This is a genomic window from Actinosynnema sp. NPDC004786, from assembly GCF_053601135.1.
In genome coordinates, this window is the sequence record NZ_JBSGBG010000059.1 from 1 (window position 1) to 18,507 (window position 18,507).

Annotated in this window: 18 protein-coding genes; 7 read left to right on the top strand and 11 right to left on the bottom strand. The window is 72.8% G+C overall.

All coding sequences use genetic code 11. From position 1 onward, the window contains the following. Nucleotides 1-203: 203 nt before the first annotated feature. From ACWEFJ_RS34840 to ACWEFJ_RS34860, 5 genes are all read right to left on the bottom strand, one after another. Nucleotides 204-1,154, bottom strand: a complete 951-nt coding sequence (locus tag ACWEFJ_RS34840) for a sensor histidine kinase (RefSeq protein WP_449716355.1) — start codon at nt 1,152-1,154, stop codon at nt 204-206. A gap of 200 nt (nt 1,155-1,354) precedes the next feature. Then, nucleotides 1,355-2,041: a response regulator transcription factor gene (locus ACWEFJ_RS34845; RefSeq protein WP_378097451.1), complete on the bottom strand. Its 687-nt coding sequence runs from the start codon at nt 2,039-2,041 to the stop codon at nt 1,355-1,357. A gap of 326 nt (nt 2,042-2,367) precedes the next feature. Continuing rightward, nucleotides 2,368-4,269 carry a 1-deoxy-D-xylulose-5-phosphate synthase gene (gene dxs / locus ACWEFJ_RS34850; RefSeq protein ID WP_449716356.1) on the bottom strand — a complete coding sequence of 634 codons (1,902 nt, stop codon included), beginning with the start codon at nt 4,267-4,269 and terminating at the stop codon, nt 2,368-2,370. Nucleotides 4,270-4,343: 74 nt separating this feature from the next. Next, nucleotides 4,344-5,573, bottom strand: a complete 1,230-nt coding sequence (locus ACWEFJ_RS34855) for a class I SAM-dependent RNA methyltransferase (RefSeq protein ID WP_449716357.1) — start codon at nt 5,571-5,573, stop codon at nt 4,344-4,346. After that, nucleotides 5,570-7,585, bottom strand: a complete 2,016-nt coding sequence (locus ACWEFJ_RS34860; RefSeq protein ID WP_378097460.1) for an APC family permease — start codon at nt 7,583-7,585, stop codon at nt 5,570-5,572. The genes ACWEFJ_RS34855 and ACWEFJ_RS34860 overlap by 4 nt, the downstream gene beginning before the upstream one ends. Nucleotides 7,586-7,643: 58 nt before the next feature. Between ACWEFJ_RS34860 and ACWEFJ_RS34865 the strand changes: the two genes are divergently transcribed. Next, nucleotides 7,644-8,330: a potassium channel family protein gene (locus ACWEFJ_RS34865; RefSeq protein WP_378097463.1), complete on the top strand. Its 687-nt coding sequence runs from the start codon at nt 7,644-7,646 to the stop codon at nt 8,328-8,330. After that, entirely contained in the window at nt 8,331-8,987 is a 657-nt protein-coding gene (locus ACWEFJ_RS34870) for a potassium channel family protein (RefSeq protein WP_378097466.1), read from the top strand. A gap of 493 nt (nt 8,988-9,480) precedes the next feature. On the opposite strand, the gene ACWEFJ_RS34875 is transcribed toward ACWEFJ_RS34870, so the two are convergent. Together ACWEFJ_RS34875 and ACWEFJ_RS34880 are read right to left on the bottom strand one after the other, a co-directional pair. Next, nucleotides 9,481-10,245: a DUF3159 domain-containing protein gene (locus tag ACWEFJ_RS34875; protein ID WP_378098066.1), complete on the bottom strand. Its 765-nt coding sequence runs from the start codon at nt 10,243-10,245 to the stop codon at nt 9,481-9,483. Beyond that, nucleotides 10,242-10,619 carry an OB-fold nucleic acid binding domain-containing protein gene (locus ACWEFJ_RS34880; protein WP_378098068.1) on the bottom strand — a complete coding sequence of 126 codons (378 nt, stop codon included), beginning with the start codon at nt 10,617-10,619 and terminating at the stop codon, nt 10,242-10,244. The genes ACWEFJ_RS34875 and ACWEFJ_RS34880 overlap by 4 nt, the downstream gene beginning before the upstream one ends. Before the next feature lie 106 nt (nt 10,620-10,725). Here ACWEFJ_RS34880 and ACWEFJ_RS34885 point away from each other — a divergent pair, with 106 nt between their 5' ends. After that, nucleotides 10,726-11,430 carry an alpha/beta fold hydrolase gene (locus ACWEFJ_RS34885; protein ID WP_449716358.1) on the top strand — a complete coding sequence of 235 codons (705 nt, stop codon included), beginning with the start codon at nt 10,726-10,728 and terminating at the stop codon, nt 11,428-11,430. On the opposite strand, the gene ACWEFJ_RS34890 is transcribed toward ACWEFJ_RS34885, so the two are convergent. Both ACWEFJ_RS34890 and dut read right to left on the bottom strand, forming a co-directional pair. After that, nucleotides 11,427-12,056 (bottom strand): DUF3710 domain-containing protein, encoded by a 630-nt coding sequence (locus ACWEFJ_RS34890; protein ID WP_449716359.1) that lies wholly within the window; start codon nt 12,054-12,056, stop codon nt 11,427-11,429. The genes ACWEFJ_RS34885 and ACWEFJ_RS34890 overlap by 4 nt on opposite strands. Before the next feature lie 5 nt (nt 12,057-12,061). Next, the gene (gene dut, locus ACWEFJ_RS34895; protein WP_378098076.1) at nt 12,062-12,529 is read right to left on the bottom strand and encodes a dUTP diphosphatase; all 468 of its coding nucleotides are present in this window, start codon (nt 12,527-12,529) and stop codon (nt 12,062-12,064) included. 24 nt (nt 12,530-12,553) lie between these two features. On the opposite strand from dut, the gene ACWEFJ_RS34900 reads away from it, so the two are divergent. Next, a complete protein-coding gene (locus tag ACWEFJ_RS34900) occupies nt 12,554-13,018 on the top strand; it encodes a DUF3093 domain-containing protein (protein WP_378098079.1) in 465 nt (154 codons plus the stop codon). Between the two features lie 154 nt (nt 13,019-13,172). On the opposite strand, the gene ACWEFJ_RS34905 is transcribed toward ACWEFJ_RS34900, so the two are convergent. After that, on the bottom strand, nt 13,173-13,472 hold the full coding sequence (locus tag ACWEFJ_RS34905; RefSeq protein WP_053717171.1) for a DUF4193 domain-containing protein: 300 nt from the start codon (nt 13,470-13,472) through the stop codon (nt 13,173-13,175). A gap of 428 nt (nt 13,473-13,900) precedes the next feature. On the opposite strand from ACWEFJ_RS34905, the gene cei reads away from it, so the two are divergent. Further along, a complete protein-coding gene (gene cei, locus ACWEFJ_RS34910; protein ID WP_378098082.1) occupies nt 13,901-14,620 on the top strand; it encodes an envelope integrity protein Cei in 720 nt (239 codons plus the stop codon). A 134-nt stretch (nt 14,621-14,754) separates the two neighbouring features. Here cei and ACWEFJ_RS34915 read toward each other — a convergent pair whose 3' ends face one another. Further along, nucleotides 14,755-15,555: an inositol monophosphatase family protein gene (locus ACWEFJ_RS34915; RefSeq protein ID WP_378098217.1), complete on the bottom strand. Its 801-nt coding sequence runs from the start codon at nt 15,553-15,555 to the stop codon at nt 14,755-14,757. A gap of 95 nt (nt 15,556-15,650) precedes the next feature. Here ACWEFJ_RS34915 and ppgK point away from each other — a divergent pair, with 95 nt between their 5' ends. Next, nucleotides 15,651-16,412, top strand: coding sequence for a polyphosphate--glucose phosphotransferase (gene ppgK / locus ACWEFJ_RS34920; protein WP_378098220.1), 762 nt, complete (start codon nt 15,651-15,653; stop codon nt 16,410-16,412). Between the two features lie 197 nt (nt 16,413-16,609). After that, a complete protein-coding gene (locus ACWEFJ_RS34925; protein ID WP_378098223.1) occupies nt 16,610-17,911 on the top strand; it encodes an RNA polymerase sigma factor in 1,302 nt (433 codons plus the stop codon). Nucleotides 17,912-18,507: the final 596 nt, after the last annotated feature.

The following is an 18,507-nucleotide window of genomic DNA, read 5'->3' on the forward strand; positions in this document are numbered from 1 at the left end:
GTCACTCATCACTTCAGTGATTCGATCCGGGGCTTGTTGTCCGCCGCGCTCCGTTCCGGTCTCTCTCCGGCCCGTTCCGCGCTGGCAGAGAGAAAGTTACACCCCGTCCAACGCGGAGACAAATCGGGGGTCCAGGGGCACGTCTCCGCAGGTAGTACCCCCTGCGCGGACCCTCAAACCGGATCATGTGTGACCGGGGCCACTCAGACGAGTTTTCCCTGCGGCGTGGACGGCAGGTGCACGACCACCGACAGGCCGCCGCCGGGCACCGCCGAGGCGTGCACCTGGCCCTCGTGGGCGGCGACGGCGGCACGCACGATGGACAGCCCGAGGCCGGTGCCGGTGCGCGCGGTCCGGTCGGTGCCACCCCGGCGGAACGGCTCGAACAGCTCGTCCACCCGGTCGGGCGCGATGACCTGCCCGGACGACGACACCCGCAGCACGGTCCACTCGGGCCCGCCCTCGGTGCGCACCTCGATCCACCCGCCGGGCACGTTGTGCCGCACGGCGTTCTCCAGCAGGTTCCCCGCGATCCGCTCCAGCAACGCCGGGTCGCCGACCGCGGGTGCGGGAGCGGTCAGGAACGACACGCGCAACCGGCGCTCCTCCGCCTCCGGGCGGGCGGCCCGCCACGCGGACTCCACCACGGCGTTCAGGTCGACCGGCTCCCGCACGGCGAGCCCGAGCCCGTCCGTGCGGGCGAGCAGGAGCAGGGCGCTGACCAGCTGTTCGGCCCGTTCGGTCGCGCCACGCACCACACCTGCCATGCGCCGCAGCTCCTCGGCGTCGGCGTCCGGGTCGGCGAGCGTCACGTCCAGCTCGGTCCGGATCACGGCCAGGGGCGTGCGCAGCTCGTGGGAGGCGTTGGCGACGAACCGCCGCTGCGACTCGAACGCGGCCTGCAGCCGGTCGAGCATGGCGTCGAACGTGTCGGCCAGCTCGGCGACCTCGTCGCGGGGGCCGTCCAGGCGCAGCCGTTCGCCGAGCGACTCGGCGGAGAGGCGGCGCGCCGCGTCGGTCACGTCGTGGACGGGTTGGAGCACGCGCCCGGTGATGGTCCAGGCGAGCAGGGCCGCCGCGGCGACGACGCACAGGAACGCGATGGAGCCGGACCGCAGCACGTCGTCGCGGGCCTGCTCGCCGAGCAGGTCCATCAAGGCCCCGGCGTCGACCTCACGTCCGTCGACGATGACGGTGCTGCCCTCGGCGAAGCGGGGCGACGAGGCGATGACCCGGCCGACGAGGAGCCAGCCGAGCAGGAGCAGCAGACCGCTGACGAACGCGACCAGGCCGGTCGCGAGGAGGGTGAGCCGCGTGCGCAGCCCGGGTCCGCGCCTGCGGGCCAGCTCTGGGTTCAGCGTGGGCCTTCCTCGGTGGAGCCCGCGGTGGGCACGCGGTAGCCGGAGCCGACCACCGTGTCGATGATGCCCGGTTCACCCAGCTTCTTGCGCAGCGTCATGACGGTGACGCGGACGGTGGTGGTGAACGGGTCGGCGTTCTCGTCCCACACGCGTTCGAGCAGTTCCTCGCTGGAGACCACCGACCCCTTGGCGGCGAGCAGGACCTCCAGGACGCCGAACTCCTTGCGGGTCAGCTCGACGGGCTGGCCGGCGCGGCGCACCGTGCGGCGGGCCGGGTCCAGCTCGACGTCGCGGGCGGTGAGCAGCGGCGGGGTGGCCGGGGTGGCGCGGCGGGCGAGGGCGCGGACGCGGGCGACCAGCTCGGGGAACGCGAACGGCTTGGCCAGGTAGTCGTCGGCCCCGAGGGACAGGCCGGCGACGCGGTCGTCCACGCCGGCGCTGGCGGTCAGCATCATGACCCTGGTCAGGGCCCCGGAGCTGAGGATCTCCTTGCACAGCTCGTCGCCGGACATGCCGGGCAGGTCTCGGTCGAGCACGACCACGTCGTACCGGGTCACGGTCGACTTCTCGTGGCCGGTCTCGCCGTCGTAGGCCACGTCGACCGCCATACCTTCGCGCCGCAGGCCGCGCGCGATCGCGTCGGCCAGCGGCACCTCGTCCTCGACTACCAGGATCCGCACACCACAAAGGTGCCACACATCCCTGAGAAGCGGCTTAGCGTGCGGCTGTCGGGGTGGGGAAGGGCGAAAAGCGTCCTCGCCGGACGGGCAGATCAGCAGGATGACGGGGTTGGGCGGGCCGGTGCGGTGGCGTCGTGGGTCCGGGTTTCGTGTCATCCCGCCGACCTCCACAAGGGCAACCACACGCGTCAAGGGGGCGGTTCCGGCCTCAAGTGCGGTGAGGCCGGAAGTGCCCCCTTGACACGTGTGGTTGGGCAGGGCCAGGTCGGCGGGATGACACGAAGCCCTCCTGTGTGCGGAGGGCCGCACCGGCCGTGCCCTGGTGGTTACTTCTCGGCGGTCGCGCTCAGCCGGGTGTGGTTCTCGGTGGCGACGACCCACTCGGTGATGCGGCGGGAGACGTCCTGGGCGGTCAGGCCGAGGTCGGCGAGGACTTCGGCGCGTTCGCCGTGCTCGTGGAACGCCTGGGGGATGGCCAGGTCGCGCAGCGGGGTGTCGACCTCGGCGTCGCGCAGGGCGGCGGCGAGGGCCCAGCCGAAGCCGCCGTGGCGGCCGCCGTCCTCGACGGTGACCACGAGGCGGTGGTCGGCGGCCAGGGCGACCAGCTCGGCCGGGACCGGGAAGACCCAGCGGGGGTCCACGACGGTGACGCCGATGCCCTGGTCGGCGAGGCGTTGGGCGGCGGCGAGGCCCAGTTCGCCGAACGCGCCGACGGTGACGAGGAGGACGTCGGTGCCGGAGCGGTGCAGGACGTCGACGGTGCCGACGCGGTCGAGGGCGGGCAGGTCGGGGCCCACGGACGCCTTCGGGTAGCGGATGACGGTCGGGGCGTTGGGGACGCGGACGGCTTCGCGGAGTTCCTCGCGCAGCGAGGCGGCGTCGCGGGGGGCGGCGACGCGGATGCCGGGGATGAGGCCGCAGATGGACAGGTCCCACATGCCGTGGTGGGACGCGCCGTCGGGGCCGGTGATGCCGGCGCGGTCGAGGACGACGGTGACGCCCTGCTTGTGCATGGCGACGTCCATCAGGAGCTGGTCGAACGCCCGGTTGAGGAAGGTCGCGTAGATCGCCACGACGGGGTGCATGCCGCCCATGGCGAGGCCGGCGGCGGAGGTCATGGCGTGTTGTTCGGCGATGCCGACGTCGAAGCAGCGGTCGGGGTAGAGGCCCGCGAACTTGTCCAGGCCCGTCGGGCCGCGCATGGCGGCGGTGATGGCGACCAGGTCGGGCCGCTCGCCGCCCAGGGTGGCGAGTTCGTCGGCGAAGACGTGGGTCCAGGTGCGCTTGGACGGGCCGATGTTCTCCCCGGTGATGGGGTCGATGACGCCGGTGGCGTGCATCTGGTCGGCCTCGTGGTTCTCGGCGGGCGCGAAGCCGTTGCCCTTGCGGGTGACGGTGTGGACGATGACCGGTCCGCCGAAGGACTTGGCGCGGCGCAGCGCCGATTCCAGGGCGGCGGTGTCGTGGCCGTCGACGGGGCCGATGTACTTGAGGCCGAGGTCCTCGAACATGGCCTGCGGGCTGAGGGCGTCCTTGATGCCGCGCTTGGCCGCGTGCAGGGCGGCGTAGAGGGGCTTGCCGACGAACGGGGTGCCCTGCAGGGCGGTGCGGCCGCGTTCCAGGGCGCGCTCGTAGCCGGGTTGCAGGCGCAGCGACGACAGGTGGTCGGCCAGCCCGCCGATGGTGGGCGAGTAGGAGCGGCCGTTGTCGTTGACGACGATGACGACGGGGCGGTCCGTGCCGGAGGCGATGTTGTTCAGCGCCTCCCAGCACATGCCGCCGGTGAGGGCGCCGTCGCCGACGACCGCGACGACGTGCCGGCGCTGGCCGCCGAGCTGGTAGGCCTTGGCGAGGCCGTCGGCGTAGGAGAGGGCGGTCGAGGCGTGGCTGTTCTCCTCGACGTCGTGCTCGCTCTCGGAGCGGGAGGGGTAGCCGGAGAGGCCGCCCTTCTGGCGCAGCGTGTCGAAGCCGTCGCGGCGGCCGGTGAGGATCTTGTGGACGTAGCTCTGGTGGCCGGTGTCGAACACGATCGAGTCGTGCGGCGAGTCGAAGACCCGGTGCACGGCCATGGTCAGCTCGACGACCCCCAGGTTGGGGCCGAGGTGCCCGCCGGTCCGGGAGACCTTGTCGACCAGGAAGCGCCGGATCTCCTCGGCGAGCCGAACCAGCTCCTCGGCCCCCAGACGTTTCAGATCCGCCGGTCCGTGCACGGATTCCAGCAGCGTCACTCGCTCCACCTCGCCCTGTGGTTCGGGTCCCCGACTCGTCCGGTCAGTCTACGGACCACTGGCTGGGACGCCGCTCAGCGAGCGGGCCGCAGGAGCGCGACGCATTCGACGTGGTGCGTCATGGGGAACGCGTCGAATGCTCTGAGCTGGGCCAACTCGTAGCCGTGCGCGGCGAATTCGGCGACGTCGCGGGCGAGGGCGGCCGGGTCGCACGCGACGTACACCACACGGCGGGGGCCGGTGCGGGCGATGGCGGTGACGACGGCCTTGCCCGCGCCCTTGCGGGGCGGGTCCAGGACGACGACGTCGGGCGGGGAGTCGGTGAAGCCGGGTGACGCGAGCACGTCCTCGGTGCGGCCGGGGTGCCAGGAGACCTGGGGCAGGTCGGCGAGGGTGCGCCGGCCGTCGGCGACGGCCCCGGGCGAGGACTCGACCACGGCGACGTCGCCGTCCGGTCCGACCTGGTCGGCGAGCACGGAGGCGAACAGTCCGACGCCGCCGTAGAGGTCCCAGGCGCGGTCGCCGGGTCGGCAGTCGGCCCACGCGCCCACGACCTCGGCGAAGGTGTCGGCGGCGGCCGGGTGGACCTGCCAGAAGCCGTCGGCGCGGAGGTTCCAGGTGCGGCCGGCGGCCCGTTCGGTGGCGGTGCCGCTGCCCTCGCGCCGCCGGGACGGTCCCGGCACGGGGCGGCCCCGGCGCACGACCGGCGGGCCGATCTCGACCAGGTGCGACCGCCCGTCCGCGTCGCGGGTGATGACCAGCTCGGACTTCGGCGGCCAGCGGCGGTCCACGGCGTGGTCCAGCGCGCCCGGGACGGCGATGACGCAGTGGTCGACCGGGATGACGCGGTGGCTGCGGTGGGCGCGGAACCCGGCGCGGCCGTCCGGGCCGACGGCCATGCGGACGCGGGTGCGCCAGTCCTCGGGGCCGCCGGGCAGCGCCTCGACGACGACCTCCCGGTCGATCCCGGCCAGGCGGTGGAGCTGCTCGGCCACGACGGCGGCCTTCAGCTCGCGCTGGGCGTCCCAGGACGCGTGCTGCCAGTCGCAGCCGCCGCACAGCCCCGGCCCGGCGAACGGGCACGGCGGCGTGACGCGGTCCGGCGACGCCTCCAGCACCTCGACGGCGTCACCGCGGCAGTAGGAGCCGCCGGTGTCCTCGGTGATCCGGACGATGACGCGTTCGCCGGGCAGCGCGTGCCGGACGAACACGACGCGGCCCTCGTGCCGGGCCACGCAGTGCCCGCCGTGGGCGACCGCGCCGACCTCGACCTCGATGAGCCGCCGCTCCCACGTCGCCGTCACCTGCCGCTCCCCCGGTCCTCGCGGCCGCGCTTGTCGAGGCCGCGCCGGATCGCGCCGGGCGCGACGCCGTCGTCCCGGTCGGTCACCTTCGACGACGAGGCGAGCTGCCAGGGCACGCTCGTCACCATCACGCCGGGCTGGAACAGCAGCCGGCCCTTGAGCCGCAGCGCGCTCTGGTTGTGCAGGAACTGCTCCCACCAGTGGCCGACGACGTACTCCGGGATGAACACCGTGACCACGTCGCGCGGGTTGTCCGACCGGACCCGCTTGACGTAGTCCAGGACCGGTTTGGTGATCTCGCGGTAGGGCGACTCGATCACCTTGAGCGGCACCTTGAAGTTCTCCTTCTCCCAGTCGCGCACGAGCCGGCGGGTGTCGCCGTCGTCCACGTTCACCGTGACGGCCTCCAGGATGTCGGGCCGGGTGGCCTTGGCGTACGCCAGGGCGCGCAGGGTCGGCATGTGGAGCTTGGAGACGAGCACCATGGCGTGGTTGCGGGCGGGCAGCAGCTTCTGCCGCTCCTGCTGGCGCAGCTCCTCGGCGACCCGGTCGTAGTGCCGGCGGATGGCCGTCATCAGCGCGTACAGGGCGGCCATCGCGGCGATGGCGATCCACGCGCCCTTGGTGAACTTGGTGATCAGGACCACGACCAGCACCGACGCGGTGAGCGCCAGGCCGAACGCGTTGATCGCCTGGGACCGGCGCATCCGCCGCCGCGCGGTGGGGTCCTCCTCGGTCGCGAGCAGCCGGTTCCAGTGCCGGACCATGCCGGTCTGGCTCATCGTGAACGACACGAACACGCCCACGATGTAGAGCTGGAGCAGCCGGGTGACCTCGGCGTCGAAGGCGATGACCAGCAGGATCGCCGCGCCGGCGAGGAACAGGATGCCGTTGCTGAACGCGAGCCGGTCGCCGCGGGTGTGCAGCTGGCGGGGCAGGTAGCGGTCCTGGGCGAGGATCGAGCCGAGCACCGGGAACCCGTTGAACGCGGTGTTGGCGGCCAGCACGAGGATCAGCGCGGTGACGACGGTGATGAAGAAGAAGCCGACCGGGAAGCCGTCGAACACCGCCCCGGCGATCTGGGCGACCATGGTCTTCTGCTCGTAGCCGGGCGGCGCGTTGACGAGCTGGTGGTCCGGGTGCTCGGCCATCTTCACGCCCGTGAGCTGGGCCAGCACGATCAGGCCCATGAGCATGGTGACCGCGATGAGACCCATCATGAGCAGCGTGGTCGCCGCGTTGCGCGACTTCGGCTTGCGGAACGCGGGCACGCCGTTGCTGATGGCCTCGACGCCGGTCAGCGCGGCGCTGCCGGAGGAGAAGGCCCGCAGGACGAGGAACACGAACGCCAGGCCGACCAGGTGGTCGTCCTCGGCCCGCAGCTCGAAGCCGGCGCTCTCGGCGCGCATCTCGTCGCCCAGGACGAAGCCCCGGAACAGGCCGTAGCCGATCATCAGGAGCACGCCGACCATGAACGCGTACGTCGGGATGGCGAACGCGCTGCCGGACTCGCGGATGCCGCGCAGGTTGATCGCGGTGAGGAGGACGATCGCGGCGACCGCGAACTCGGCCTTGTGGGTGGCGACGAACGGGATGGCCGAGCCGATGTTCGCGGCGGCGGAGGAGATGGAGACGGCGACCGTGAGGATGTAGTCGACCAGCAGGGCGCTCGCCACCGTGAGGCCCGCGCGGCGGCCCAGGTTGACCGTGGCGACCTCGTAGTCCCCGCCGCCGGAGGGGTAGGCGTGCACGTTCTGCCGGTAGCTCGCGACGACCGTGAGCATCACGACCACCACCGCGACGCCGACCCACGGGGCCAGCGCGTAGGCCGACAGACCCGCCACCGACAGCACGAGGAAGATCTCCTCGGGTGCGTAGGCCACGCTCGACATCGCGTCCGAGGCGAAGACCGGCAAGGCGATGCGCTTGGGCAGCAGGGTGTGGGCTAGGCGATCGCTGCGGAAGGGCCTGCCGACGAGGAGGCGCTTGGCCGCGGTTGCGAGCTTGGACACGGGTCGAAAGCGTAAGGGGTGTCCTCCCCTGGTCGGAGTAATCGTGGGTAGGTTCTCCGTGGAGAACGTTCAGGAGGCTTTCGTGCACGTGGTGATCATGGGCTGCGGCCGGGTGGGCTCGTCCCTGGCCAAGGCCCTGGAGCGCCTGGGCCACCAGGTCGCGGTGATCGACAAGGACGGCCAGGCCTTCCGCCGGCTGGGCTCCGACTTCCACGGTCAGCAGGTCGTCGGCAACGGTTTCGACCAGAAGGTGCTGATCGAGGCGGGTATCGAGCGGGCGGGCGCGTTCGCGGCCGTGTCCAGCGGCGACAACTCCAACATCATCTCGGCGCGGGTGGCCCGGGAGACGTTCGGGGTGGAGGCGGTGGTCGCCCGCATCTACGACGAGAAGCGCGCCGCGGTGTACGAGCGGCTGGGCATCCCGACCGTGGCGACCGTGCCCTGGTCCACCGACCGCTTCCTGCGGATGCTGCTGCCCGAGGGCACGGCCACGGCGTGGCGCGACCCGTCGGGCAGCGTGGCCGTCCTGCCGCTGGGGCTGCACGAGGACTGGGTCGGGCGCACCGTGCGCGACCTGCAGGAGGCCACGGGGTGCCGGGTGGCGTTCGTGATGCGGTTCGGCACCGGTGTGCTGCCCGATTCGAAGACCGTGCTGCAGGCGGACGACCAGGTGTACGTGGCCGCCCTGTCCGGCACCGTGACCGATGTGGCCGCGGCCGCGGCCCACGCGCCCGAGGAGAGCTGAGTGCGGATCGCGATTGCGGGTGCCGGTGCGGTGGGCCGGTCCATCGCGGCGGAGCTGGTGGCCGACGGGCACCAGGTCATGCTGATCGAGCGGGACCGGGCGCACTTCGAGCCGCACACCGTGGAGCAGGCCGAATGGGTGCAGGCGGACGCGTGCGAGCTGTCCTCGCTGGAGGACGCGGGCATGCAGCTGTGCGACGTGGTGATCGCCGCGACCGGTGACGACAAGGTCAACCTGGTCGTGTCGCTGCTGGCCAAGACGGAGTTCGCGGTGCGGCGCGTGGTGGCGCGGGTGAACGACCCGGCCAACGAGTGGCTGTTCACCGAGTCGTGGGGGGTGGACGTGGCCGTGTCGACGCCGCGCATCCTGTCCGCGCTGGTGGAGGAGGCGGTGACGGTCGGGGACGTGGTGCGGCTGATGACGTTGCGCCAGGGTCAGGCGAACCTGGTGGAAATCACGCTTCCGGGTGACACGCCGCTGGCGGGGTCGCCGGTGAACGGCCTGGCGCTGCCGCGTGACGCCGCGCTGGTGACCATCCTGCGGGGCGGTCGGGTGATCGTGCCGACGCCGGACGACACGCTGGAGGGTGGCGACGAGCTGCTGTTCGTGGCGGCGGCGGACGTGGAGCGCGAGATCCGGTCGGCGCTCGGGTACTGACCGGACGCGCACCGGCCGGGCGGGGGCTCGGGGTGGTCGGGCGCGGGGGTGTTGGGCGTGGGGGTGTTGGGCGTGGGGTCCGGGCGGGGCTCGGGCGGGTGGTCCGGCGACGGGTTCCCGAAGCGTTCGCGCCCGGGGTCGCCGGTGGGGGCGGGATGGCCGAGGTGGGCTGGCGCTGTCGGTGCGAGGCCGGGCGGTGCGGGGACCAAGCGGTGTGGAGACCGGGCGGTATGAGGCCGGGCGGTGTGGGCGGCGGGTTGGGTGGCCGATGGGTGGCGTGGTTGTGGATAAGTGCGGTCGTGGCTGGTCACGGCCGGTTTCGGCGTGCGCGGGTGACCGGTTTCGTCGGTGGTCGCCGGCAGAATAAAAGCAGGGGTCCCCTGGGCGGGGACCCCTGCGGCGCGTTCGGCGCGGTGAGTTCGGTGCGGTGCGGTCGAGGTGAGGCGTTCGAGCCGAGGCGTGGCGGCCGGTCGGTCGCCCGGCGCGGCAGGGCCTACCGGTCGTCGGCCCGCGCGGTCTCGGGGCGTTGGTCGGTGGAGGCGTCGAGCAGCTCGTCGTAGATGTTGCGCTCGCCCCGGGCCTCGGCCTGGGCGCGGAGCCGCTCCTCGGCCGCCCGGTTCTCCTCCTCCTCGCGGGCGAGGGTGGCCTTCAGGCGCTTGTCCGACCGCCGCACGGCCCACACCGTGACGACCAGCGCCACCGCCATCAGCGGGTAGCCCATGGCCAGGCGCGCGGCCGCCAGCCAGCCCACCGACGCCTCGTCGTACAGCCACCGCTGCACCACGAACCGGGAGCAGAACACCAGCGCCCAGACCAGCGTGGCGATGTCGTAGTCCCGGACGCTCGCCCGGTCCCGCCGCCACGCCGTGCCCTGGCCGTTGAGGAACGACCAGATCACCCCGGCCAGCGGCCACCGGACGGCGATCGACAGCAGGAACACGCCGCCGTAGACGAGGCTCTGCCAGATGCCGAACAGGAAGAAGCCCTTGGCGTCGCCGGTCCGGTAGGCGATGAACGCGGCGATGCCCACGCCGAACACCGCCGAGACCGCCGGCTGCACCGAGCCCTTGCGCAGGGCCAGCACGATGCCGATCACCACGGCCGACGCCAGCGCGCTCCAGATCGCCGGCATCAGCCCGGCGAACGCGTTGACCAGCACGAACACCACGACCGGCAACGAGGAGAACAGCAGGCCGCTGACGCCGCCCATCTGCTCCAGCATCGTGGGCTGCTTCTCGGACTCGTTCGCTTGGGTCATGAAGCGTTCTGCAACTCGTAGTAGGGGTTGTAGAGCACCTTGCGCCCGTCCCGCACCGCGATCCTGCCCTTGGCCTTGATGGTGCGGCCCGGCTCGATCCCGGCGATCCGGCGCCGGCCCAGCCAGACCAGCGTCACGCCCTCGGTGCCGTCGTACAGCTCGGCCTCCAGCGTGGCGGCGGCGTCCCGCGGGCACAGCTCCACGCTGCGCAGCCTGCCCAACACCGTCACCTCCTGACCGGACTTGCAGTCGCACGCGCGGACGGCCCCGACGGCCTCGACTTTTCGGGACAGGTCGTCGGCGTCCAACTCGCTCACGTCGGTGGTCAGCCGACGCACGAGGCGGCGCCAGTAGCCACCCCCAGTACCAGTCATCCCCGACTCCATGGAATGCGCGGGGCCTCGACGACGAAGCCCGTCCAACAGCCAGCGTAACCGGGTGCACTCGAACGGGTATCCGACTGGGGGAGGATCTGACGCCATGCGATCGTCACGCGCCGTTCTGCTGCCGGGCACCGCGTCCGACGAGGTGTTCGTCGCCTCCGTCTTCGCCGGTCCGCTGGCCGACGCCGGGATGGCGCTGGTCACGCCCGCGTCGCGGGACGTGCGGGGGCACGTGGCGGCGCTGGACACGGCCTGGGGCGGCACGCCGCTGGTCGTGGGCGGCGTCTCGCTCGGCGCGCACGTGGCGGCGGCGTGGGCGGTCCGCCACCCCGAGCGGTGCGCGGGGCTGCTGGTGGCGCTGCCCGCGTGGCACGGGGACGCGGGTGGCGCGCCGGCCGCGGCGGCGGCGCGGGCCAGCGCCGCGCTGGTGGGGACGGCGGGCCCGGAGGCCGCGCTGGCGGGCGTGGACGGGTGGCTGGGCGCGGAGCTGCGGCGGGCCTGGCCCCGGTACGGCGCGCGGCTGGAGGGGGCGCTGCTGGAGGCGGCCGGGTCGGCGGCCCCGACGCTCGCCGAGCTGCGCGGGCTCGCCGTGCCGGTGGGGGTCGCGGCGTGCACCGACGACCCCGTTCACCCGGTCGAGGTCGCTCGGGAGTGGGTAGGGGCGCTGCCTCGTGCCTCTCTGCGCACGACGACGTTGGCCGAGCTGGGCGCGGACCGGGAGTCCCTGGGCCGCGCCGCGCTCGACGCCTACCTCGACGCCGCCGCCTCCGACCCCGGGCGGGCGGGGCGGACCGGACGCTAGCCCTGCTGCTGCTGGGCCTGGATGTGCCGGGCGATGGCCTCGGGCAGCTCGATCGGCAGCGGCGTGCGCACCGGCATCGGCTGGTCGCCGCGCACCACGACCGTGCCGCGCATGACCGCGTACAGGGCTTCGGTCGCCCGCAGGCCCTGCTCCTCGGTGGGGGCCGCCGCGATGCCGCGCAGCATCCACCGGGGGCCGTCCACCCCGACCACCCGCAGGTGCACCTCGTTGTTGCGGGCGGTGATCTCCTCGCCCCACTCGCCGTTCTCCCGGAGGATCCGGAAGCCGTCGGACTTGAACTGGGCGATCATCTCGCCGCTGACCTCCGGCCACAGCCGGTCGGACCGGGGCGCGGCGAACGCGCTGACGGTGAGCTGCCCGACGGTGGTCAGCAGGTTGACCGCGTGCACCGCGCCCTTGTCGTCCAGCTGCACCTGCAGCTGCGCGCCGTCGGGCACGGGCAGCCGGATCGAGCCCAGGTCGAGCCGGTTCAGCCCGTCGTCGGGCGCGCGCGAGGAGTCGAACGGCCCGTCCTCGACGTCCTCGACGTCGTCGAACTCGACCTCGGGTTGCGCCGTCCCCCGGTTCGCGGAGTGCCTACCGCGCTTGCGGCGCTTTCCGAACATCGCCTTCACCCCTCCGTCCGGGCGAGCACGTCGTGCCCGCCAGTAGAGCCGTAGCCTCCCGCACCGCGCACGGAGTCGGGCAGCTCGTCGACTTCGCGGAACACCGCGTGTTCCACCTTCTGCACCACCAGCTGGGCGATCCGGTCGCCGCGCGACAACACGACGGGTTCCCGCAGGTCGTGGTTCACCAGGCACACCTTGATCTCGCCCCGGTAGCCCGCGTCGATCGTGCCCGGGGTGTTGACCACGCTCAGGCCGACGCGCGCGGCCAGGCCGGACCGGGGGTGCACGAACCCCGCGTACCCCTCGGGCAGGGCGATCGCGATGCCCGTGCCGACCACCGCGCGCTCCCCCGGTTCGATCACCACGTCGGTGGTCGTCACCAGGTCCGCGCCGGCATCACCCGGTCGGGCGTAGGCCGGGGGCGGGACGGCAGGATCGAGCCGGGACAGCAGGACCTCGACGCTGGGCACGGCGCGCGAGACTACCCTGGGGGCGTGAGCGAGACTGCTGTGACCGCCCCCATCGCGTTCCGCGAGCGGTTGTACGTGCCCTGGTGGGGTTGGCCGCTGCCGCTGGCCGCGGCCGCGCTGCTGGCCGCGGAGATCCACATGGGGTTCCCCGGCGTGCGGTCGTGGCTGCCGTACCTGATCACGGTGCCGCTGGCCGTGCTGCTGATCGTGCGGATGGGTTCGGCGAAGGTCGAGGTGTCCGGCGGCGAGCTGCGGGTCGGCGCGGCGCACGTGCCGCTGGAGCTGCTCGGCGAGGTCGAGGTGTTCGACGCGAAGGAGAAGCGGCGGGCGATGGGGCCCAACCTGGACCCGGCGGCGTTCGTCACGCACCGGGGGTGGGTCGGGCCGATGGTCCGGGTCGAGTTGCGCGACCCGGCGGACCCGACGCCGTACTGGCTGTTCAGCGTGCGTTCCGCGGAGGAGCTGGCGGCCGTGCTGCGCGCGCGGTGACCGCTCCCGGCGGCGGGCGCGGCACCGCGCCGCCACGGCGACCGGGCGCCACCCCCGGCGGAAAGGGTGAGCGCCCCGGTCTGGTCGTAGGTGTCGGTCTGCTCGGTGGGACTCGGATCGGTGGTGGTCGTGCGGGTTCGTGCGCGGCCGTGCGTCAGGCGCAGTCGCGGCAGATGTACTGGCCGTTGACTTCCTCGGCCAGCCTGCTGCGGTGGTGCACCAGGAAGCACTTCGAGCACGTGAACTCGTCCGCCTGCTTCGGCAGGACCTTGAACGTCAGCTCCTCACCGGACAGGTCGGCGCCCGGCAGCTCGAAGTTCTCGGCGGTCGCGTCCTCGTCGATGTCGACGACCCCGGACTGCGTTTCGTTGCGCCGCGCCTTCAGCTCCTCGAGGGAGTCCTCAGCGAGTTCGTCCGCCTCGCTGCGACGCGGTGCGTCGTAGTCGGTCGCCATACTTCTTTCACCCCTGCGGTCAACGGAGACTGTTCGTGTCGCTGGTTAACGCACCAGCGCCCCTGTTTGTGCCCCCGTCCCCAGTGACGGAGGTCTCGCTCGTGCGGCCGGGCGCCAACCCCCTGTTCGTCGACGCTTCCGGTGTCCGGCGGTGCGCGGAGCGCCGAGAGGGTAGCTCATTGATCCGGGGGTCGCGCAGCGGGTTCCCCCTAATTGAGCAGACGGGTGACAGGCCCTTCCCACGCTGGCCGGATAGGCTGGGACGCGCACCACTCACCCGCCGCTCCCGTGCTCCACCGCCCGACCAGGGCGATGACCGTCCGCGACCGGGTGATCGCGCCCCGCGACAACCCGGCCCGAGACGCGGGACCGCGGGACGCGGCCTAGCCTGATCACTGTCAACACTGGCCCAGGGGAGGTCGACGGACGTGGGACCCGGTACGGGGAGCAGCGGGTCGACGCGGTACCGGAAGCGGCGGCCGTGGCCGGCGCTCGTCCTCTTCCTGGTGCTCGCCGTGACCACGGTGGTGGTGTGGAACCGCGTGCTGTCGGAGGCGGGCGACGTGGACGCGGCGATCCGGTGCAACCCGCCCGGCGGCGCGCCGTCGCCGTCCCCGGGCGCGCCCGCCGCGCCGGCGGCCGAGCCGACCCCGGCGTTGGGCACGGTGCTCGCGCACGACGCGCTGGACCGCACCGACCCGGTGCCGGTCGGCGAGGTGCAGTTCCGGGTGTTCAACGCGAGCACCCAGCGCAACCAGGCGCGGTTCGTCGCGACGACGTTGGCCGAGCTGGGCATGAAGCAGGCGGCCGAGCCGGACAACGACCCGGTGTACCCGGCGCAGGACATGAGCTGCCGCGGCCAGATCCGCTTCGGCGCGCCCGGCGCGGGCGCGGCGCGGACGTTGAGCCTGGTGGAGCCGTGCCTGGAGCTGGTGCGCGACGAGCGGCAGGACGCGACGGTGGACGTGGCGATCGGGCAGAAGTTCAGCGAGGTGAAGCCGAACAGCGACGCCCGCAAGGTGCTCGACCAGCTCGCCGAGTGGGCGGCGCAGCAGCCCGAGCGACAGGGCGGTCAGGCAGCCGAGGGCGGCACGCCGCTGTCGCTGAACCCGGAGCACGTCAAGGGCGCGCGCGACGTCCAGTGCTGACCGGCCACACCCGTGTGTCGAACCTCCAGCGCCCGTGTGTCGAACGTTCAGGACCTGTGAGTTCCACGTTCCGGATGGGGAATTCGGGGGTCCTGGAGGTTCGACACACGGGGCCCGGCGGTTCGACACACGGGTCAGACCTTGGCGAAGCCCGCTTCGACCAGGGCGGTGAACAGGGCGTCGGCGATGCCCGGCGCGGCGGCGAAGGTGACGTCCGCGCCCAGCTCCGGAGATTCACCCGGCAGGTGGACGACGGCCCCCGCCTCGGCGGCCAGCAACGCGCCCGCCGCCCAGTCCCACCGGTTCAGGCCGTGCTCGGCGTAGGCGTCCAGCCGGCCCGCCGCCACCGCGCACAGGTCCAGCGACGCCGCGCCGGCCCGCCGCATGTCCCGCACGCGGGTCGCCAGCCCGGCCCACGCGTCCGCCTGCCGCTGCCGCCGCTCGGCCCGGTAGGCGAAGCCGTAACCCAGGAGGGACACGTCCAGCCGGGTGACGTCGGAAACCGCCAGCCGCCGCCCGTCCAGCCACGCCCCGCCGCCGCGCGCCGCCGTCCACACGCGGCCGCTCGCCGGCTCGACCACCGCGCCCGCCACCGACTCGCCGTCGACCTGCGCGGCGACCGACACGGCGTAGTGGGGGATGCCGTACAGGTAGTTCACGGTGCCGTCGATCGGGTCGACGACCCAGGTCAGGCCCTCCACGGCGGCGCTGCCGCCCTCCTCCTCCCCGATCACCGGCTCGCCGGGCCGCAGCTCGGCCAGCCGCCGCCGGACCAGCCGCTCGCACGCGCGGTCGGCCGCGGTCACCACGTCGGTGATGCTGCTCTTGGTGTCGACATCGGTCACGGCGGCTTCGCGCGTGGCCACGGCCAGCTCGCCGGCCTCCCGGGCCACGAGCACGGCGACGTCGACCAATGAGCGCGGATCGAAACGCAACTGTTCCTCCTGCGTCACTCTCACGGGACTATCGGAGAACCGCAGGCTAATGTCTGCGGCCACGGTTACTGAATCGAGTAGGAAGGGCCACGGGGATGGGCATGACCCGCGGGTTCGGCGTGGACATCGGCGGTTCCGGCATCAAGGGCGGTCTCGTGGACCTCGAAGCGGGGGCACTGGACGGTGAGCGCCTGCGCATCACCACGCCGCAGCCGTCGACGCCGGACGCGGTCGCCGACGTGGTCGCCGAGATCGTCGAGAAGTTCAACTGGGACGGTCCCGTGGGCGTCACCCTGCCGTGCGTGGTGAAGCACGGTGTCGCGCACTCCGCCGCCAACGTGGACAAGGCGTGGATCGGCACGGACGCCGCCGCGCTGTTCGCCGAACGCCTCGGCCGGCCCAAGGACCAGGTCGTCGTCCTCAACGACGCCGACGCCGCCGGCATCGCCGAGATGCGGTTCGGTTCCGGTGTCGACCGGGACGGCCTGGTGGTGCTGCTGACGTTCGGCACGGGCATCGGCAGCGCCCTGTTCCTGGACGGCCGGCTCGTCCCCAACACCGAGTTCGGCCACCTGGAGGTCGACGGGCACGACGCGGAGAAGCGCGCGGCCGCCTCGGTGAAGGAGGACAAGGGCCTGACCTGGGCCGAGTGGACGCCCCGCGTGTCGCGCTACATCAACGTCCTGGAGAACCTGATCTGGCCGGACCTGGTCATCGCGGGCGGCGGGGTCAGCAAGAAGGCCGAGAAGTGGCTCCCGCTGCTGGAGGTGCGCACCGAGGTGGTGGCCGCCGCGCTGAAGAACGACGCGGGCATCGTCGGCGCCGCCGTGGCCGCCGCGCAGGGCCTGCGGCACTGAATTCACCCTCGCCCGACCTGCGGGAACGCGTGCCGGAACGTCTCGGATGACGCCGGGGGGCAACGGCACGCGATTCTCGTCGTTACAATGGAACGGTGCCCCGCTGACGAACGATCCGGCGGGGGATCCCCCGTACTCAGGCGACCGAGGTTCGCGCCCTTCGGTCGGCCTTGATCGACAGTCGCGAAAGGGCGTACGTGGCAGCCGCGAAGACGACTCAGGCAGCTAAGGCTGACGCCGAGGAGACGCCCAAGGCCACCTCGGCGAGGAAGGCCCCGGCCAAGAAGCCGGCGGCGAAGACCGCCGCGTCGGGCAAGACGGCAACGCGGGCGCCGCGCAAGACGGCCGCCAAGGCCGCGGCCGCCGCGCCCGGCAAGGTGAAGAAGGACGGCGACGAGCCCGACGACCTCGAGGTCGCCCCGGACGCCGAAGACCTGGTCGACGACGTCGAACTGATCGACGAGCCGGTCGAGGAGGAGCCCGCCGAGGAGGAGGCCAAGCCCGGCGAGGGCGACTTCGTCTGGGACGAGGAGGAGTCGGAGGCCCTGCGGCAGGCCCGCAAGGACGCCGAGCTGACCGCCTCGGCCGACTCGGTCCGCGCCTACCTCAAGCAGATCGGCAAGGTCGCCCTGCTCAACGCGGAGGAGGAGGTCGAGCTCGCCAAGCGCATCGAGGCCGGCCTCTACGCCGCCGAGCGGGTGCGCCGCGCCGAGGACGAGCAGGAGAAGCTGACCCCGCAGCTGCGCCGCGACCTGCGGTGGATCGTGCGGGACGGCGAGCGGGCCAAGAACCACCTGTTGGAGGCGAACCTCCGCCTGGTCGTGTCGCTCGCCAAGCGGTACACGGGTCGCGGCATGGCGTTCCTGGACCTGATCCAGGAGGGCAACCTCGGCCTGATCCGCGCGGTGGAGAAGTTCGACTACACCAAGGGCTACAAGTTCTCCACGTACGCGACGTGGTGGATCCGCCAGGCGATCACCCGCGCGATGGCCGACCAGGCCCGCACCATCCGCATCCCGGTGCACATGGTCGAGGTCATCAACAAGCTGGGTCGCATCCAGCGCGAGCTGCTCCAGGACCTGGGCCGCGAGCCCACGCCGGAGGAGCTGGCCAAGGAAATGGACATCACCCCGGAGAAGGTGCTGGAGATCCAGCAGTACGCCCGGGAGCCCATCTCGCTGGACCAGACGATCGGCGACGAGGGCGACAGCCAGCTCGGCGACTTCATCGAGGACTCCGAGGCCGTGGTGGCCGTGGACGCGGTGTCGTTCACGCTGTTGCAGGACCAGCTCCAGTCGGTGCTGGCGACGCTGTCGGAGCGCGAGGCGGGCGTGGTGCGGCTGCGGTTCGGCCTCACCGACGGCCAGCCGCGCACGCTGGACGAGATCGGCCAGGTCTACGGCGTGACGCGGGAGCGGATCCGGCAGATCGAGTCGAAGACGATGTCGAAGCTGCGGCACCCGTCGCGGTCCCAGGTGCTGCGCGACTACCTGGACTGAGCACTTCCCCCGGGACCCCTCGACCCACGCGGTCGGGGGGTCCCGGGCTTGTGCGCACCCTCCCCCGCACCGCACCGCACCGCCCTCCCCCGCGCCGCCTCACGGCGTCCGCACCGCCCTGCGCCGCTGACAGGCGTCCGCACGGGCCCTACGGCGTCCGCGCCCTACGGCGGTCCGGGAGGCTCGTAGCCGGGGTCCCGCAGCGGGCGGCCCTCGGCGGGGCGGCGTGTCGGTCGGGCGGCCCTACGGCGGCCTGGGCGGCTCGTCGGCGGGGCGGCCTCACGGGTTGGGCGGCTCGTCGGCGGAGCGGTCCGTTGGCGGGGCGGATCGGCGGGCGGTCCGGTGGTCGGGCGACCTCCGGCGGGCCGGAGAACGGTCCGTGAACCGGACGGATCATGTCCGGATCGTGGAACCCGGACCCGTGTTCGCTCTGGGCTGACCAAAGTGTTACCGATCACATCGCGGGCCCCGCGACGCCCACCTTCCGGAGCAACGGACGTGCGTCGAACGCCGTATTCGCAGGTCGGAAATCCGTTGACACGACAGCGGAACGTGAGCGCGGGCCGGGCGAACCGGCGCAAGAGGCAGGTTCCGAC

Coding starts and splice junctions, on each gene's coding strand:
- ACWEFJ_RS34890 (WP_449716359.1), bottom strand. CDS start 12,056: ATGTTCGGAAAGCGCCGCAAGCGCGGTAGGCACTCCGCGAACCGGGGG.
- ACWEFJ_RS34880 (WP_378098068.1), bottom strand. CDS start 10,619: ATGACTGGTACTGGGGGTGGCTACTGGCGCCGCCTCGTGCGTCGGCTG.
- ppgK (WP_378098220.1), top strand. CDS start 15,651: ATGGGCATGACCCGCGGGTTCGGCGTGGACATCGGCGGTTCCGGCATC.
- ACWEFJ_RS34875 (WP_378098066.1), bottom strand. CDS start 10,245: ATGACCCAAGCGAACGAGTCCGAGAAGCAGCCCACGATGCTGGAGCAG.
- ACWEFJ_RS34885 (WP_449716358.1), top strand. CDS start 10,726: ATGCGATCGTCACGCGCCGTTCTGCTGCCGGGCACCGCGTCCGACGAG.
- ACWEFJ_RS34905 (WP_053717171.1), bottom strand. CDS start 13,472: ATGGCGACCGACTACGACGCACCGCGTCGCAGCGAGGCGGACGAACTC.
- ACWEFJ_RS34840 (WP_449716355.1), bottom strand. CDS start 1,154: ATGGACCTGCTCGGCGAGCAGGCCCGCGACGACGTGCTGCGGTCCGGC.